Genomic DNA, 18,696 nt, shown 5'->3' on the forward strand with positions numbered 1-18,696 from the left:
TTTCTTATTCAGATTCTTTATGCAGTATTTGGAAAATCCGGAAAAATATTAATCTGCAATCCATCAACAAAGATCTAGGATTCAATCTTTAAAGAATCCATTACTTAGAATTAATTCTAACAGCCTTTAATTTATTTTTATTCGAATAGCCCATAATACTGAGAAAAAGAAAAGAAAGATTAAATGCCAAACAGATGATTATCAAGGCATCAGCTTTTATCTGAAGTACAACAGAAATTAAATATAGAAATGCCGAAACTGGAACCGTTAACATAAATGCGAATAAAAATCGGAAAAACTGGGTTTTGGCATGATCAAAAGCATTGATAAAATCGTAGTAAAAGCCCAACATATTAAGGCCTAAAAACATAATTGCTATCATCAATAAGCTTGTATTTTCAATTATGTAATAGTTGGCTTTTGTAATTACATCAAGTACATTTCCTAATGCATTTTTGAGAATCAATAATGGTATCCCGAAGACGGCAAGTAGTACTCCTATATAAACGATCCAAAAAAAAGATTTTTTCGATAACTTTTCAGCTCCTCCCTTTTTGTAGCTTTTAATAATGGTTTTATTAAACCGTGATGGTCTGAAACTGTATAAAACGATAAGGAAAAAATAAAATTCAAGCTGGAAAATAGTCAGTTGATAACCATCGTTTGTATTCCTGATTAAGCTTTCGTTAGTTTCTTGGGTAATGAAGAAATAGAATAACGAGCAAACAACATAGAGCCTAAAAAGTAGGAAATAGCAGAATAGAATAGTTGAAATTCTTCTGGCAATCATACTTTAATAGCTATTTCCATCAAATTAAGAGACTAATTTAAGCCTATTTTATCCACTCCAAACTATTTATTATTTTTCCAATAATATCTTATGCTTCAACATTACTCTTTTCAAACCTAAGCCTTCCCTACTATAAACAAGTTTCATTTGCTTAAATTGTCCACCCTCATCATAAGTCATCCATGTAAAGCTATGAGCTAAATCAAGATCTTTTGTTTCAATAAGTGGAGGTAGATAAGGCTTTAACAAACTAAACATACTAGTAATAAGTTCATTGTCATAAGCGCGATAAATTCTAAATTTTTCTGTATTAAATGCTAAAAATATTTGAAATAACATTTGATAAAACCAAGATCTTCTGGTCAATTCATATTGTATCGGTTTATCAAAGTAAGTAAATAGCTTATGTTCATTCCGTCCACGATGGTATGAAATAATGATATCATCAATTGAACTAATGGCGATTTTTTCTTTTAACAAAAATGTTTCAATAATGAGATCGTTATTTTCCAAATAAATTTTATAGAACATATTCTACGTTATAATTTATCTTATTAAAGTAAGTGCATCACCTATATTCTTTCTATGGAAAATTGCCTGTTCGTAGATTACACTTTCCGTTTCATCATCAGAAATGAATTTTAATCCGATTGGTTCATTGGGAATTCTAACTGCGACTAACTTTCCTCCACCTAAAATATAATTTGATAATTTTCGATAGGCAAAGAAACTATTCAGACTTAACTTTGAAATCGACCTTGCAAGTTTAATTGGCTTTCTTCCTGCCAAACTGGGTTATCACCTTTACTTTTCAACTACTTATACTCATAACACTGCTACATAATGAATAATTTCTTCAATGGATTTATCATACCCACCAACATAATTTTTTTTCACATCACCATGATAGATAAACCTAAAATGCGTACTAGTAAACATTCCCCTCTCGTTATTAAATTCTTCTGAACAAGAAAGATCAAATATTTCTGACCAAATATATAAATGATCTTTTTCTGTAATGCCTATACTATTTATAACTATTAAAGGTTTCTTCTTAAATGTGTACTTAAAATTCCACAGGTAGCGTATGCCAATAAAAATGATGTTAAAAAAAAATACAAGCAATAAGGCCGGGTCTACAAAATATAAAAGCGCTGTAAGTAAAAGGGAAAGAATACTTAGATGTTTAAAGTCGTTATGTGCTTCAAAAATCTCCAATTGATCACTCGGATTTATTCTCGGAAAATTTGGAGAGATTTTGATCTTCAACTCATTCTCTAAATATCCATGGTCTGTTCTTTCCAATGTTATTTTAACTAATACCTTACAAAGGTTCAAATTCTGTTTTGCTTTATTTTCTAATAATTTCGAAAGTATTTGAGCCTTTAGGTTTGTGTAATAATATTCCCCAACTTGTTATCCTTCCTTTGGGCGTTTTACTTATCAAAGCAGTCCAGTTTTTATACTTACCATTGGGTATAACCAGTGTAACCAACTTGCCATTTCCATAGATTTTCATTTCATAATTATCAAATGGTTGCATATTTCCAGGGCATAGTTTCAACATTTTTTCTTTATTGTTTTGATAATCAATTTTTGAATCTTCTGGCGTGGTATAGGTAACAACATCCAATTCCTCGTCTCTCTTTTTACACAGCTTACGGAAATCATCAATTTTCCCAGTATTGAGCAAATCTTTTAGATTAGAAAAATATTCAACTACCTCCTTTTGCAGGACATTTTTATCTATTTTTTTCAAATCTTGACTTTCACTCCAACCTTTTACCTGATAAGGTAAACCTTTAACATCTACCTCCCAAGTCTGTTCCCAAAAAGGAACCTTTTCTGGAGGTGCCTGAATCTTCAACTCGCTTTTAGCATAGTCTATTTCATTTGAGTAGCCTAGTGGAGCATTTTTGTCTGAAACAATTTTTGAAAAATAAATATGCCATCTTGCGGTTTCATTAAAAATGATGTCTTTTGGCAATACCATTTGATCAGAAGAATCTTGCTTAGGAAGAAACTTGATTTTTAAGGTATGTTTTCCATTGCCTAATAAATAAGGATTCAATTCAGTTGTATTGCTTATGTTATTTCTATAATAGGAATCAATAAGTATATCATCCAAATAAAGTTCATAAGGAGATAACGCATTAACGTGAACTATATAGCCTATTTTACCTGTGGCTGGACGAGCACTTTCTTGTCTATTCATTTTTTCTGAGTTTTTATTAGTGTTATTTTGTGATTTTTGTTGGCAATTACAAAAAATCATCAGAATTGAGAATATTGTTAAACTAATTTTCATATGATATCTATATTCCATGGATCTTTAGGGTCTATTATTGAGAATTTATGATCAGGTTCTTCTTCCGGCTCTCCGTCTTCACTTTTGGCGTCATCTTTCGCGCTAAATTTTAACCAGACCTTGCCGGTCAGTCCATTAAATTTCAGCAAAGCTGGGCATTTATTATTTCTTTTATCATGGGTTGCCCTAACCTCAAATTCGGCTTTTCCTTCTATACGTGCGTCGGCGGAAGCCGAACCAATTCCTTCTATACTTGCATTTACATCAACACCTGCATTGAGATATACTTCAATAGGAATATAAAATTGGATTTCACCACCATCCCAGCCATCAACACTATGGTATTCCAAGGCTTTAATTTCTAAATTAAAATCAACTTTTGCCCCTACATTTATGTAATAATCAATCCTTACGGCTCCTAAAGTTAAATAATTTACTTTTTTAACTATTTGCGATAGTCTATACATCGCTTGGCCAATAGGCCCAATAAACTGAGCATAGAACAACAAATCTAATTCACCTTTAATTCCGAAAAGCGGTTTTGCAGCAAACTCTAAAGAATAAAATGCGCCCATTTCATTTGGTTTAGATTTACTCTGAGCAAACTTACCTTGTATTCCACCACTAAACGCAGGTGTGGATACTTCTATTCTGAGTGGAAGCCCCCTTCCTTTCCTCAGCTTCCAACGTGCCGCCATCTTTTTACTAGAAGGTGAGCCATCTGTAGTTTTTGCTGTTCCGCTTGCAATAGCGGCCTCTCCTTCTTTTGCTTCATCAGCAAAAGTAATTTCCTTAAATATTTCGTAGGCCTTCAATAAAAAATTTATAGCATTTAAAAGAGGAAATCCATCTCCGGGAATTAGGGGATTCTCTTCACCATCAATTTTAAAACCAGCTTCAAAATCCAATTCATATTTTTTTATCTTCCAGTTTTTTTCCTTTTCTTTTAACCTACTTTCTTTAAGTTTCTTATTTTGACCTTTTTCAGTAAAAAATTCTCTATGCTTGTAATTAGGGGTCTGCCTTACATATACTGGTTCTTCCGTCTCATATTTCACATTAATCCACCATTCCAAATTAGGAAAAACCCTTGTCCTTACTAATTGATTGGGATACCTGCAAGTGGATACAGGCACGAAGTACTGTTGAACAAAGTAATCTTTCCAAAAAATATATCTTGCCACCCATGCCGTTTCTTTAACTTTTAAGTTGGCCGCAGAATATTGTTCGTCAATTTCACAACCTATGGCTTTGAGGATGGCATTATCATAACTTTTGTTATAAAGATATTTGAGCTTTAGCTTTAATTTATCTTCTCCTGCATATTCATAATCCGTACCAGCAACTAAATTTTGTACTTTTTCAACATCATATGCCGGTTGCTGTTCATCAACTATAACATCGGTATCGTTTTCATTTTCTGTTGTTACTTCAATGCCCGATTTTCGTAATTGCTTTTTATGTTTTTTGTCTTCAATTCTTTCGTAATCATTTCCTAACTTTTTAGCTGCCAATACAGTATTCATTAAGAAAATATTTTCTTTGACATTGTGCTTTTGATCTTTAGGTAACATTACTCCCATGCACATTACGCTTTTATTATGTAGTTCTTTTAAAGAAATTAATACATCTTTTTTGGCATCACCCCGAATAATATCAAATGTTTGTGAAGTTTTATCTCCACTGTCTGCCAATTTATTTTCGTCAAAAACAACAAACGGCTTTCTATCTTCATCTGCCTCATCACTAATTTCAATCTTAGAATAGCCGCAAGGATCATATTCTTTCCTTGTATACTGAACATCACCAATATATTGTATCTGATTTTTCTTTTTTGCCTCAAGCTCCTTTAAGATAACATCTAAGCTATTGTACTTTACGGCAAAAAAATGACTCGTTGGTATTTCCTCTATTTTATTATCGACCGTCTGTACCCATTGCGAGTTTTTTGGCATAGACGTATAGATCTTCCCACTCTTTTTATTTTTAATGACGATCATCACATAATATTTTTTTGTGGGTTCCGCCTTATGATTTTTATGAAATTTATCTTTCCAATCTAATTCTATAGTAATAGGCACTTCAAAACTACAATTTGCATTTGTACTAACACCCGATTGTTCTTCAGCGTATTTATTTAATTCTGATTCAACCAATGGCTTGTCTAATATGAACTTATATTCAGGATCGCAGCTGTATGCCCTTGCTATGGTACTTGCCGTTGTTTGGCCATCACCAGCTTCATCTAATAGTTCAATCGTAAGGCTTAAATCTTTCCATTCGGCTGAAAGATCTAAATTAATGCCAGCTGAAATAAGATTTTTGCCATTGAGGCCTTTAATAGGGAGCATGTGGGTAGAGAAATACAGCTTGATGGTCGTATTATAATTATAAAAACCATCATTAATTCCTACCTCGGGATTATTTTCGATATTCTTTTGTCTGTCAAAATAGTGGCCCCTAATTTCAGGAGCTTGGTTCACCGCCATAAAAGGAAAAGCGATACCATCACCAGGCTCATCTATAAATAAAAGCATCACATATCCTGTACCTTCCCAAATTGGACTATCTTGTGCAACAGGTGAAAATGAAATTTGGGTTCCCTGGATATAGTTTTTATCAATCCCGTATTTCTTTATCGGAACCGTACCATTTTCCTTAATGAAATAACCCCAAACGTCTTGTTTAGCTTTATTTGTTTCAAGCTTAGAAAAGGAATAACTTAAAATATATGCCCATTTTACTTGAGTTCTAGCTGTTTCTTTTGTAGGGATAAAATTTGGTTCAAAATTCTCATTGGTTTCAAAATCCACAAAAAATTTATGGTCTTTTCCTATCAGCATCAGCACTGAAGAATTATCACCAACGACAAATTTCTTACCATCTACTTCGTAATAGCAACTTTTAATTTTTTTCATCTTACTTAGCATTTAAGTATTCATAAGGAGATGGCACATTCATTTGCTTTATATTCACCAATGGGTTAATCTGCGATTGTTGCTCTTCATCAGCATTATCAATATTTTGCTGAGAAGGTTGCCCTTTCTGCCCTGTTTTGGCAAAAAAGATACAGGGCGAACCACTAATGGTACAAACACCTTTGCTATCTTCTACCAAAACCTGTCCGCTGTTAATTAATACCATATCTTTATACATGCCCTTCCATTCGGTTAGTGCAGGCAAACAGGGTTTAAAACCACCAGGGGTTGGCTGAAGTTTACATTGGCCAAAGGTGTTTTTTTCAAAAGTCATTCCGATATCTACATGAGACGCAATTAATTTTTGTGCGCCATCTTTATCGTTCACAAAATGCTTTTGCTGGGTAAGTACTTTCAATTTATCGGTTGTGGTACCAAACTGGCATTGGCAGGTGGCACCTTGTACAATGATTTCTTTTTGTGACATTTCTCTTCTCCTTTGTTTAACCCAATATTCTTGCCCAAAATCCCTTTTTCTTTTCAGCAGGAAAATAATCGGTCTCCCCTTGAGTTAACGATTGCTGATTTGCTTCCGAAATGCTGTTTTCAATTTCATAAGCAGAGAAAAAGATGCGTTTTATACTTATTTCTTCACTGTTTTCCTTTTTATACAGGTTCCAATCAACTTGGACGTGCTTAAGCAAACCTCCATCCTGATCTAAATCGAAAGTCGCATTTAGCTTCATTTTAAGAGAACCCTTACGATTCAATAGTGTACTTTGTTCCTTAGTAACATCACTTTCTGAAGAAAAATGCATCTTGATTGTACCATAATCGGTATTGTTCGGCTCAACTGTTTGGACGCCTTCAAATGCAAGGCTATGGTAAGCGATAACCGGAAAAAAGAAGGTGCTTTGCTGAGATAAGTTACTATCGTAGGCCAGATACTGCGGATGAAAAAATACACTCCAGAACATATCTGCCCTTAGTGCATATTCCAGTTCAGAACTATTCGATATCTTTTTCTCCATCTTTTCTAAATATAGTTCGGCGTATCTGCCTTCATACTTATCAGAGATCTTTTCGGCTACCTGTTTCCAGCGGTTTAGGATTTCTCGGTGATTAACAATCCCTCTAAATATTTCGTTCCTGGAATTTACATCAACCTTTAGGGGATATATTGCACCCATGCTCATATTGGCCAGTTGTTCCCCAACAAAATCAGGCTCATGCCTGTCTATAAAAAGGTCCGTTTTATCAAAGCATAACTGCCAAACTTTATTTTCATCCCTAAATTGGTTCACCTGCAGGTGGATCTGGTAATCTAATCTTTTTGTCGCCTCTTGATTGCCTTCGTCATAATATTTAATGGTAACGCCATAACTTCTGGTAGAACGTGGTTTGGGGGCAAAATCAATAGCATGATCGATATTGAGCTTAATTTTGCCTTGAGCTGCAGAATTTGAAAGGTTACTTACTTTTTCCATAACCGAGCGTATTAATATGTAACCCTATTACCATCGGCATTGGGGGCCATAGGCTGTACGACACCGTAAGAACTTTTTCTATCTGCCGACCAATGCAAATATTTGTTCCTTAGTATGCGCAGATCTTGTTGTTGTTGTTTTTCATTTTGATAATCGGCATATTTCTGCTGCGGTATTTTTGCACCTGCATATTTCCTGTCCAAATCACCAAGCGGCTTAAAAGTATAAGGCTGTCCGTTACCCATTACATAATCTCTAAGCGTAGCTTTGACTCTAAGCAACAGGGGATTGCCATTAATAGTATATTTTGTTTCGGTTTTACTTTTAGCGAGTGGCAAATTATGATTTTGACTATACTCTGCCATATACTGTAAGGGAATATAACTGTACTCTTTGTAAATAAACCTCGTTCCCTCAAGAGCCCAGTACATATTACCGCCGGTAACTTTCAATTGATTTTCCTTATACCAGGCCTCTTCTATAAGTTTTGCTTTAAAGGCGTCCAGATTGCCTTTAAGCGTCCACGAGGTAGCCAATTCCGATACTACTTCTGTATCTGTTTCGTAACTTCCTCCAATATCACTGTGTACACCAGGAAAAACCCGTTCCCTGCCTACATTTGTATGTGTTAAAGAAAAATTCTTACGGTGCTCATTTTCAGCTACAAAATGGACAACATTTTGTGCACGACCAATTTGGTTGAGGTGTAACTCTTTAACATCGTTGAAATTAGGGGATACACTAAAATATTTTGAATACGACGATACGGTATCAAAAATACCCAAAAACCTTACATTAATCTGGTTGGGAGATATTTTCAGTCCGGCAGCGCTAAACATTTCGCCTAAACGCCCACAAGCCGGCATTACCTCTAAATTTGTTGCTTCCCCGTCTGAATCAAATCTTGACGTGATTCCAGTGTGTGGGTCTGTAATGGTACTTGACCGATATTCATTTTTACCAATCTCGTAAACAAAATTTCTTGCTGCTGCTGCACCCCTGCTAAAACCAAATACATCGAAAGTAATACTTCTTAATTTCTTTTTCCCATTGCTTTTTATCGGGACTTTCAGTTTATCGGTGAAGATTTTTTCACATGCCTTTCTCACTTTTCCCCTTATCCCTGTGCTTCCGGTACCGAAAGCATAGCCCATTTGACTATCTTTTTGCCTATCTTCAGTACCAATACCTTCCAAATAAATACTATGACTTTTATCGTAAATATCCCATAGTCTGGCGACATTAGACCAATCGTTCTGATAACTGCTATCGCTATCTGTGCCGTTACGCTGGTAAGTAGGTGTATTGGCTCTACGCTCTTGAGAATTATTCATATTGTTTTTTGTTCCATCAAAAAACACCCCTACAAAAAGATCTAAATACTCTACTTTATCGTTTGTCGGCACATAATTGCCCAATTTAACGCTCGTCATACTAATCTACTTTACTGATATCGATTTTCGCTCTTTTAAGCTGAATTTCCTCTGTACTATTTTTTAGCGATACTTTTGCTCCTTTTCCGTCTGCATTCAGCGATACAACCAGGTCTATCTCACTAGAGTTCCCCAGCTTCTCAAAAGAAGCCATTGTTTCTTTTTCATCAAAAGGTTTTATTTCAAGCCCATATTTCGTTCCGTTTTCCTTTTTCCAAACCAATGTAATGTATTTCGGTACGGCCCTGGAAACGTATGGATTAGCTGTCAGATCTTCTCCAAACCGATTTTCTTCTTCACCGTTAAGGAAGTTGTAATAGCATAATATCAACTGATCTCCAACGGGTAAATGAACTTCTGGATGCCAAGGGTATTTTTTGCGGTAAAGTTCATAGACAGCGGGATCTGGCATGCCTTCAGTTTTAATGCGTTCTAAAATTTCCGGCTTCATAATCATCTTATCTTCCAGTGTAAGTGTGATAAAATTCGGTTCCAACATGTACTTTGCATTGGAATAAGCCTGTTCTTTTGAAATAGTCGTTTCATTGGCCTCAAAAGCCCCCACTTCAGTTTGGAAACCTGGGCCGCTAAGCCAAACCACTACTTTACCTTTTGGTGCCAGGCCAATTTTTATCAATGTGTAGTTGTCTTTTTTATTGGTCAGGTTATCCTTAAATCCGTCATGAAATAACTGGGTAATACGGGCTTTATCTAATTTCCATTTACCGGTATAAAATTTCTTTTCCATCAGCGAGAGCCAGGTAAAACTTAACGAATCCGGTGCTTCCATCTGTTTGGTCGTTACGCTCATAATACCACCATCGTTCCCCCATCCAGTATTTTGTGTTCCCCAAATGGCATCAAAACCATAGGTAAAATCTTTGGCTATGATGGCTCCTTTATAAACTTCCATCGGATATTCTTCGGGAGCCGAAACCGTACCTGTCCACTCAAATTTTTCTTCCATTTTTTGTCCTTTGCAACTTGTTATCGCCAATAAAATGAACGACAGCAATAAATAGCTGTTTTTTTTAAAACTCATGATTTGTTACCGCTTGATACGATTTTCTTGTTGCTGGCCAATGATAAATTTTGCGAAGTAGCTTCAACATTCATTACCTGAGCAATCTTTTCCAATTTAACGCCAACACGCAATTCGTATTTTTGAATTACCTCTATCGTAATATTCTTTGCCTGTTTTATGATTGCCATAGCTAGAAAAGATTAGATTTTTCTGCACTGTTAAGCTCTACAATTTTACCGCTCTGCATGGTCATGTTTTCTTTTGCACTAAACATGCTGATCTCTGAAGCAATTTCGTTTGAGGTATCGGCAGTTCTTTTAAAATCCTTTGTTGCAAGCTCTGTTCTGTTGTTTGATGTTTCAGAAACATCGCCAACAGCACTTAACGAATAATTATTGCCGGCAGTGGTGGCAATATCCTTACCTGCATTGGTCGATTGGTTTTGTCCAACCTGCACATCCATATTTTCCCCTACATTAATCTGCATGTTTTTGCAGTTCAGGGTCATGTTCTCCAAAGCCGTAATGGTAATATTATTGCCTTTGGTATCAATATGAATAATATTATTATGTATATCCGTGATTTTTATCCCCTGACTGTTTGCATCATCATCAAACTCCAGCAAATGCCCGCTTCTGGTAATGATACTCTTCAAGTGGTTTTTAATTAAAGGACTACTATCTACGCTGGCGCTATGGTAAACACTGCCCATTACCACCGGGCGGGCTACATTACCTTCTTCAAAAGCAATCATTACCTGATCATCAATCTCTGGGATGGCAAAATAACCACGGTTATTCCCCCTGTCGCCTACACCTGCACTTGGCGTAACCACACGCAACCACTCGGTCACATCGTTTGTTAAACATTCCCATTTAAATTTCACTTTAATACGGCCCTGGCCCTGTGGATCGTTGTTATCGATCACATCTGCCAGTTGCATATCAGGTTGTGGCTTTTGGAAGTTTTTTACCAGAATGCGCTCGGTAGTGGCTACTTTTCCTTCAAAAGTATTGTGGTATTTACCGTTTTCATCAATATGGTGTTTAATGCTTGTAATGAGGAATTTACCCAGGCTTTCTGTCGAAAAAGAAAGCTCTTTTCTTAAACTCATTGTAATTTCTGCAATACTGCCTATGCTCAAACCTGCATTGTCTCCTCTTGCGGTTACTTTTAAAAGCTCACTGGTATTGGCCTTTTCTTCATTTTCGACCAGGCTTTTAATGTCGCCATTATTATCTACACGTATTAAAGAGGGCTGGTTGAAGGTTTTACTAAAAGTGAGGTTGGAAGCTTTAATGGCATGTGATAAATCAGGAGTACCATCTACTTTGCCTGTGCTCTCACTCAGCAACATCTCATTTTGTTTTGGATTGTAGGAAAAGCGTTTATTTTTAATCGGGGCGATTTCCATTGCATATTGCATTTCCTGAACATCTCTTCCGTAAAATAAACCGATTTCTTTTTGTGTATCGGGCTTACCAAAATTAAGCTGTTTACCATCATAGAAAAACCATTCGTGGTATTCGGCCGAAAGCCGGTTTAAAAAGGCAAAATCACTTTCTCTATATTGAATGATGTAATCGATCGGTGTGGTTCTTGCCGCATTGGCGACTACTTTTAAATCGTTGGCCGGTGTATCCTTTGTTGCTAATTTTACGATCTCATTCAGGTCTTTATCCAAATATGAACCTAGATCTGGTCCGCGATCGATTAAAATGGTCGGACTATAACCGCTTACGATTACAATGCCGTGATAACCATGGTTCTGTGATAGTTCGACTTTAGAAATCAGGCCGACAAAGTTTTGCATGCCTTCCGGCGAATGACCAAATGATGCGGTCAAGGTTTTACCCACAAAATCCCGGCTATCGTCCAAACTAATCAGCCCGGGTGCACCCATTTGATCATGGTTAAAACGCAGCTCGAAATAATGGTGTTCGTTAAAGGCCTGTGTGAGACTGAAGGAAGCAAAGTGGGTAATTTCCTTATCCTCTATATTGATTTCTGCAATGAGTTTCTTTTCCATATTAATTAATCTTGATCACAAAAAATGCCTTAAACTAAATCCAGTTGTCGATTTTTTTTTAATGCATACCTGGAAATAAATTCCATTTTATGTAGGCATGTTCAGATAAGTTTTGTGAGTGGCTGCCAAACCAAACATTTTACCTGGGTGGTAATTGTTTTTTACTACAAAATATTTGCGTTGGTTAGACATAATTGAGCTTTAATTGAGATGTCATGTGGAAATTACCGCAGGACTGAAAAGTATTAATTTTAGATGTTAGGTAGATAAAAAATAGGATTGAACTAAAAGCGACCGGTGTAAACCAGTCGCTTCAGTTTAATTATGTCTGATGACTAGGCTTTAGGCCAATCATTTTCGTGTTCTGCATTACCCAGTTTTAGTTTGCGGGCAGATACTACGAAACTTAATGTCATCGGTGTATTGTCGTTTACCGCAATACCTTCGTTATATTGAATGATGTAACCATCTTCGAAAGACAATTCCTTCATTTTTGCATCTTCTTCGCCTTTTTTGAAAACCAATGTTCCAGAAAGTGGCTTATATTGGTTATTAACCATTGATTCGATCACTGAAGTATCCTCGGTTGATTCGATTTCGATGTGAATGGTACCACCATAAACACCTGACGATGGACGGCCTTTTGCGTCAACATCTCTATTTAATGAAAAGCTGCACTGTAGTACATCAAATTCTTTTGATCCTAAGTTTAAACGGGTTTTGAATGCCATTGTAGTAAAATTTAAATGTTTTTAAATGAATGAATTGCGTTGAGCGGTTGGCGTGGAGCGAAGAGCATGGGGTTTAAACATACAACTTCAACCTTCCTACCTTCAACCTTAGACTAGGCTTTTGGCCAATCGTTAACATGCTCTGCGCTGCCTAATTTAAGCTTTCTTGCTGAAATCTGGAACTTAAGCGTCATCGCGTGATCGCCAACAATGTTTATCCCTTCGGAATATTTAACAATGTAGCCATCTTCGAAGTTAACTTCTTTCATTTTGGCATCTTCCTCTGTTTTCTTGATCAGAAGGGTTCCTGTAATAGGTTTGTACTGGTTGTTTACCATCGCCTCGATTATTGAGGTGTCTTCGGTTGATTCGATCTCAATATCGATGGTACCGCCGTAAACTCCGGAAGAAGGTCTTCCTTTAGCATCTACATCGCGGTTTAACGCATAGGCACAGTGAAGCACATCGTACTCCTTGCCCGCAAAATTTAATCTAGCTTTGAAAGCCATAGTTTTAAAATTTAAAGGTTAAAAAATTGGTTATTGTAGCCACTGCTACTGTATTCATTCAACCAAATATCAGGCCAAAACTGGGATATAATGCTCATTAATAAGCGGTAAACAAATGGTAAAAAACAGGAAATTTATGTTTATCGCCTAAAAACGCAGTTATAGATTGTGTTTTTTGTGGAAAAGATGTGGAAAAATCCGAACCTATCTTTAATGTTACAAACACATTATTAATGCAGAGTGTCTCATAAAACTGTAGCGATTATACACAAAGTGTAGCATTTTAGGACAAGCTGGGTACTAAATCATTATGATGGTCTGCGAGGTCGCAGACCATTTTGCCTTTAAATCAACTGTGATCCAAATTTTTCCATCTTGGCCAGCCATTTTTGACTATAATGATTTTCAAGGGAATGCAATTCGCCAATCGTATTGGTGAGTACAGGACTCATTCTGCATTTTTCAAAAACATTTTTTTTGATGGAAAGATAAGTCGTTTTCTTATTTGCTTTCCATTCTTTAAAGGTTGCCTCATCTAAAATAGATACAATTCTTCCTGAACGGCCGCTAAAGTTATTATTTACATTTTGCTGCTGAGCAGTAAAAATCTGATCGGGCATAAATAAGCGATCGAAAAAGCCTTTAATTTTTGCGGGAATATGATCTACGTATACCGGACAAAAAAGCACAACATGATTACTTTGCCTGATCGCCGTTAAGGCTTTCTGCAAATCGGGTTCTAACTCGGCAATCTGTCTGTTATTAAACAGTTTGTTCGAATTAAATATCAGATCGATAATGGCCAACTCCCTTACGGTAGCGCCAACACTTTCTGCACCTTGCTTATAGGCGTTAATCAGGAAATTTGTAGATGCGTTTTTTTCAATATCCCCATTCAGAATAAGTACTTGCTTCATTTTTTTTGATTAATCTGATCAGGCCGATGCATTACAAAATTATAAAGAATTTGTTAAGTGTTATGCATAACCCATAAAAAAACCCAACGCTATGGTTGGGTTTTTATTTTCAGCTATCAAAAACTATTGCTGATTATACTCTGAACTCCATGTGGTACTTTCATCTTCACCTTTATGTCCATCCAGTTTTACCACAAAACTTTTGGCCGGAAAATATGGTGTAATGTGGATATCCAGGTGGATTCTGTCTTTTTGTTGCTCATCTCTTTCGAAACGCATGATCTTAAATCTTTCGATCAAACGGTCAGCACCCTGAATACCATCTAAGAATTTCACAATCTGACCGCGTAAATCCTGTTCTGTTTTAGAAGTCCAGTTTTCGAATGCCCTTCTGTTCAGGAAATCGAATAATACTTTGGTAATGTAATCGAATACACGTACAACCGAATAAGTCTGTAAACCGATGTTATCGCCATTAAATAAGGTTTTGGCAGAAAAAGCCATTACTTTACCATATTCGTTAACCATCGGCACCAAACCTACTCTTTCCAAATGAGAGATTTCACTTTTCTTTAAATCAAATTTTACGCCATCTACTTCATTTATGGCACCATGTTTTTTACCTGCAGTAACCTGCGACATTAAGGTATAGTACATTTTACCTGCAAGTGCAGCTGATCCAGGTACAGTTAAATCATCCTCCTCACCCACTTCTGCAACCTTACCGCGGCCAACAAGCCAGTTACAGGTCATAATAACGTTCGACCTAAAGGCATCAGCTCCCGTAAAGTTAGCTGCTGTAAATAAATCAAGTACATCATCAGGCTGATCAAGATCTGCAAAATCGGTTACCAACATGGCTTTGTTGTTATGCGCAATTTTACCCCATCTTTCTACCACTTTATTAGAGCCCATGTAACCCGGCACCACCATTAACGAATAGTTATTACGAAGATCCAAACGGTCGTAATTCTGTTTTAACTCATCATCTACATAATCTATAAAACGAGGATTATCAAGATCTTTGATCTGATCCATCGATGCATTTAAAAGCACTACGTTTTTAAGTTTGTCAGATTCGGTATTTTTATAGAACAAATGCACAGAACGGTAAGCCTGCTCCAGTTCTCTGGTGCTTTCCAGCGCTGTACCAATATTTTTATTTAAGTTTTCTTCTGCAGCGTTCAGTTTTTCTGTACTTTTTTCAACCATATCAGCCACAGAGGTAGAAGACTCAAGCACATCTATCCAAAGCTGGATTTTCTTTTTCAGTTCTTCGCGCTCTTTCTTCTTTTCATCGCCGGTTAAAAAAATCTGCTTCCGTGCTTTTCTTTCAGGATTTAAATTCTGAAGGCCATCAACTGTCGCTTCTAACAAATCGAAACCACCAACCCTGGCCAGTTTTTCTAAGTTATCCTTAAGTGATGTTTTTTCTATCGTTTTGCTCTCTGCCGGTTTAAAACCTGCTTGGGACGTACTCTCGTCTGCTTTTAATTCTTGAGGATTTGACATGTTTTTTCAGCGTTTAGATTATTTATTCTGCTCCAATTCATCAACAAAGTTCTTTAAAGCGTTGATGAAAGCAGATTTAGTTTCTTCATCATCAAGTGTAGCCTTTAAGGTTTTGTTCGATTTTAATTGTTTGATTACATTAAGCGACATTTCTCTCTCAATATTCACATTGGTGAGGTAGTTACTTTGGTTGATGATGTTTTTCACACCAAAATCTCCCAGATCGTTAAAGTTTATGGTTTCGCCAACAGTTGATCCATCCTGCTTTTCAAAAGCAACCTTTACATTTGGTTTATAATGTTGGAATACATCCTTTACCGTTTTTAATCCTTCAACTTTTTCAGGTTTTATCGGATCGTTATCGGTAAGTTTTTGTACAAAAAGTGTTTTGTTGTGGGCAATTTCTGCGAAAGCTTCTGAGGTGTCAATTTTCCGCTCGTTTCCACCAATTTCATAATTAAACATAGTATGTAGATTTAGGTTTACGATTAATTTGTTTTAATAATATAATAGTTAACGTTTTAACTCAATTTTTGTTCTAATGTAACGACTTCTGGCTGAATAATATCCCATTGGAGTTTATCTTCTTCGGGATGCTTGCTTACTACAATCTTCGATCCTTTTTTCAGCTCGCCCGAAATGATGTATTTGGAAATGGGGCGACGTAAAAGATTCCTGATAACAGCAGATAACTGCCTTGCACCATATTTTGGTGTAAAACCATCTAAAGCGATCATTTTCTTGGCATCATCTGCTATTTCAAATTCGATACCCAATTTGTTCAGCGATTGCACTAAACTGCTCAGCTGAATTTCAAAAATGCGTACCACATTGCTTTCGTTAATCGGTGCAAATGGAACAATTTCAGAAATCCGGGCTAAAAACTCAGGGCGGAAATGTCCGGCCATTACCTCCATCAATTGGTTCGAAGCAGGAATAACACCTTTACCAATCTGTTCGGCAATCCATTCGCTACCAATGTTCGAGGTGAAAAGTATTAAGGAATTGCTAAAATCACCTTCCTTACCCAAGCGGTCGTGCATGTGGCCTTCATCTAAAATCTGCAGAAAGGTGTCGAAAACCGAAGGGTGTGCTTTTTCAATTTCATCAAACAATAGTACAGAGTATGGCTGCTGCCTGATTTTATTTACCAATAAGCCACCTTCTTCATAACCTACATATCCCGGAGGAGCCCCGTAAAGCAGGGCGGCACTATGCTCTTCTTTAAATTCGGACATATCAAACCTGATCATTGCCTTTTCATCGTTAAACAGGAATTCGGCAATTGATTTAGCCAATTCGGTTTTTCCCGTTCCGGTTGGCCCTAATAAAAAGAACGATCCGATGGGCTGTCCTTTTTTATTTAGTCCGCTACGCGATTCTAATATGGCGTCAGAAACAGCTTTTAAAGCCTGGTCCTGTCCTACCACACGCTTTTTAAGGTATTGCTCCATATTGAGCAGTTTTTCTTTTTCACCGGCTTGCAATTTACCCATTGGGATGCCCGTTTTATAGGCCACTATAGAAGCAATATCCTGTTTGGATATACGGTCGCTTTTTTCTGCCGCATATTTTTTTAATTCCTGAAGGCTGCTATTGATATAACCTTGGTATTCATCTGCAGTTTCGAAGGCATCGGTCTGTGTCTCATCAGTTAAACGACCCAATAAAACCGGGCTTAACTTATTCTGAAGTAATGAAAAAAGCCATTTATAATCTGCAAATCGATCAGCTTCTGATTGGTCCACGCTTGCATTCAGCGTTTCCAGCTCTGTTTCCAAACTATCAATTACCTGATCAGAGGTATCATTCATCATTTTCATCGCCGCCATAGTCCTGTCTAACAGATCAAAAGCTGAGTCAGGGAGCCTTCTATCTTTCATGTAACGTTTGGCGAGGCGTACACATTCGCCCAAAGCATCGGGTTCAATGCTTAAAGTATGGTGTTCTTCGTATTTTACAGCCAGTTTCTGCAACATTTTAATGGTGCTCTCTTCATTTGGCTCATTTACCTGAAGCACTTCAAAACGCCTGCTAAAAGCCTGTTCTGGCTCAATAATCTTACGGTATTCATCAATAGTTGTGGCGCCGATTACCGTTATTTCGCCACGGGCGAGTTCTGGTTTCAATAAATTGCCAATGCCAGCACCTAATGGGCCTTTGCTATCTAACAAAGTATGGATTTCATCAATAAAGAGTACTGCTTTTTCAAACTGTTTTATTTCTTTGATGATGTTTTTTAAACGGTCTTCGATTTCTCCTTTGTAAGATGCACCCGCGATTAACGAACCTAAATCCAATTCGAAAAGCTGAACTGGCTTTAAACTTTCAGGAACGTTCTGATTCACAATATCAATAGCAAAGCCATCTACCAAAGCTGTTTTACCCACGCCGGCATCGCCTGTAAGAATTACATTTGGCTTAGTTCTGCGGCAAAGAATTTCCATCATTTGCCTTGTTTCTTTATCTCGGCCAATTATGGGGTCAGTTTTACCATCCCGAACCAGTTGTAAGCGATCTATGCAGTATTTATACAGCGCATTACCTGTACTTTTATTTTCAGCACCAGCGGTTGTTTTATCTGGTGAAACTACCCTCGAAATTTCTTCATCATTTACATAGAGATCCAAAATTTCACGTTCCTTGATCGGAAAAGATTTTAGCTGATCGGGCTGAAAACCGATACCCGGTTTTGCAAGTGCGGTTAGCACACAAACCGGTGTAATTAAATCAAGTCCAAGCTTAATTCGTACATTATCCGATTCTTCGAAAATTACTGCAATTTCTGGCGCACCGTTAACGGTATCGCTAAGACCTGCTGATTTCGGCTGCTCATCAATCCGAACTTCAGCCCACTCGCTAATGTATTCCTCATCCTTCCCAATGGAAGTAATAAATGATCTTAATCCAACATCTTTATGCATTAATCCTTTGAGCAAATGAGCTGCAGAAAACACTTCGTTCCTGTATTCTTTTGCCAGCGACTGTGCAATGTGCAACGCTGTTTTTACCGATTCGCTTAAGTTTGTAACTGCCAT

The 18,696-nt window shown here is 36.9% G+C and carries 17 protein-coding genes; all 17 read right to left on the reverse strand.

Annotation, left to right across the window (positions count from 1 at the left end; all coding sequences use genetic code 11):
- Nucleotides 1–859: 859 nt before the first annotated feature.
- The 17 genes from KYH19_RS19445 to KYH19_RS19525 all read right to left on the reverse strand — a co-directional run bounded on the left by KYH19_RS19445 (nt 860) and on the right by KYH19_RS19525 (nt 18,696).
- A complete protein-coding gene (locus tag KYH19_RS19445; protein ID WP_219076306.1) occupies nt 860–1,303 on the reverse strand; it encodes a hypothetical protein in 444 nt (147 codons plus the stop codon).
- A gap of 33 nt (nt 1,304–1,336) precedes the next feature.
- Entirely contained in the window at nt 1,337–1,579 is a 243-nt protein-coding gene (locus KYH19_RS19450) for a hypothetical protein (protein ID WP_219076307.1), read from the reverse strand.
- A 36-nt stretch (nt 1,580–1,615) separates the two neighbouring features.
- Entirely contained in the window at nt 1,616–2,095 is a 480-nt protein-coding gene (locus tag KYH19_RS19455) for a hypothetical protein (RefSeq protein WP_219076308.1), read from the reverse strand.
- Between the two features lie 46 nt (nt 2,096–2,141).
- Nucleotides 2,142–3,005, reverse strand: coding sequence for a hypothetical protein (locus KYH19_RS19460; protein ID WP_219076309.1), 864 nt, complete (start codon nt 3,003–3,005; stop codon nt 2,142–2,144).
- 89 nt (nt 3,006–3,094) lie between these two features.
- Nucleotides 3,095–6,016 (reverse strand): hypothetical protein, encoded by a 2,922-nt coding sequence (locus KYH19_RS19465; RefSeq protein WP_219076310.1) that lies wholly within the window; start codon nt 6,014–6,016, stop codon nt 3,095–3,097.
- Nucleotide 6,017: 1 nt separating this feature from the next.
- Nucleotides 6,018–6,503 (reverse strand): PAAR-like protein, encoded by a 486-nt coding sequence (locus KYH19_RS19470; RefSeq protein WP_121284531.1) that lies wholly within the window; start codon nt 6,501–6,503, stop codon nt 6,018–6,020.
- Between the two features lie 16 nt (nt 6,504–6,519).
- On the reverse strand, nt 6,520–7,503 hold the full coding sequence (locus KYH19_RS19475) for a hypothetical protein (protein WP_219076311.1): 984 nt from the start codon (nt 7,501–7,503) through the stop codon (nt 6,520–6,522).
- 11 nt (nt 7,504–7,514) lie between these two features.
- On the reverse strand, nt 7,515–8,936 hold the full coding sequence (locus tag KYH19_RS19480; protein ID WP_132399631.1) for a DUF2235 domain-containing protein: 1,422 nt from the start codon (nt 8,934–8,936) through the stop codon (nt 7,515–7,517).
- A 1-nt stretch (nt 8,937) separates the two neighbouring features.
- Nucleotides 8,938–9,978: a DUF2931 family protein gene (locus KYH19_RS19485; RefSeq protein ID WP_219076312.1), complete on the reverse strand. Its 1,041-nt coding sequence runs from the start codon at nt 9,976–9,978 to the stop codon at nt 8,938–8,940.
- Nucleotides 9,975–10,148, reverse strand: coding sequence for a hypothetical protein (locus tag KYH19_RS19490; protein ID WP_219076313.1), 174 nt, complete (start codon nt 10,146–10,148; stop codon nt 9,975–9,977). The genes KYH19_RS19485 and KYH19_RS19490 overlap by 4 nt, the downstream gene beginning before the upstream one ends.
- Nucleotides 10,149–10,150: 2 nt before the next feature.
- On the reverse strand, nt 10,151–11,989 hold the full coding sequence (locus KYH19_RS19495; protein ID WP_219076314.1) for a type VI secretion system Vgr family protein: 1,839 nt from the start codon (nt 11,987–11,989) through the stop codon (nt 10,151–10,153).
- 335 nt (nt 11,990–12,324) lie between these two features.
- Nucleotides 12,325–12,720, reverse strand: coding sequence for a type VI secretion system tube protein TssD (gene tssD / locus KYH19_RS19500; RefSeq protein ID WP_025141860.1), 396 nt, complete (start codon nt 12,718–12,720; stop codon nt 12,325–12,327).
- Nucleotides 12,721–12,833: 113 nt separating this feature from the next.
- Complete coding sequence (gene tssD / locus KYH19_RS19505) at nt 12,834–13,229, reverse strand: type VI secretion system tube protein TssD (protein WP_121284536.1); 396 nt, start codon at nt 13,227–13,229, stop codon at nt 12,834–12,836.
- Nucleotides 13,230–13,573: 344 nt separating this feature from the next.
- Nucleotides 13,574–14,146, reverse strand: a complete 573-nt coding sequence (locus KYH19_RS19510; protein ID WP_219076315.1) for an NAD(P)H-dependent oxidoreductase — start codon at nt 14,144–14,146, stop codon at nt 13,574–13,576.
- A 123-nt stretch (nt 14,147–14,269) separates the two neighbouring features.
- Nucleotides 14,270–15,658 carry a DUF5458 family protein gene (locus KYH19_RS19515; RefSeq protein WP_121284538.1) on the reverse strand — a complete coding sequence of 463 codons (1,389 nt, stop codon included), beginning with the start codon at nt 15,656–15,658 and terminating at the stop codon, nt 14,270–14,272.
- An 18-nt stretch (nt 15,659–15,676) separates the two neighbouring features.
- Nucleotides 15,677–16,123 carry a hypothetical protein gene (locus KYH19_RS19520; protein WP_121284539.1) on the reverse strand — a complete coding sequence of 149 codons (447 nt, stop codon included), beginning with the start codon at nt 16,121–16,123 and terminating at the stop codon, nt 15,677–15,679.
- Nucleotides 16,124–16,179: 56 nt separating this feature from the next.
- Nucleotides 16,180–18,696 (reverse strand): ATP-dependent Clp protease ATP-binding subunit, encoded by a 2,517-nt coding sequence (locus KYH19_RS19525; protein ID WP_219076316.1) that lies wholly within the window; start codon nt 18,694–18,696, stop codon nt 16,180–16,182.

Source organism: Pedobacter sp. D749, assembly GCF_019317285.1.
Taxonomy (GTDB): Bacteria; Bacteroidota; Bacteroidia; order Sphingobacteriales; family Sphingobacteriaceae; genus Pedobacter.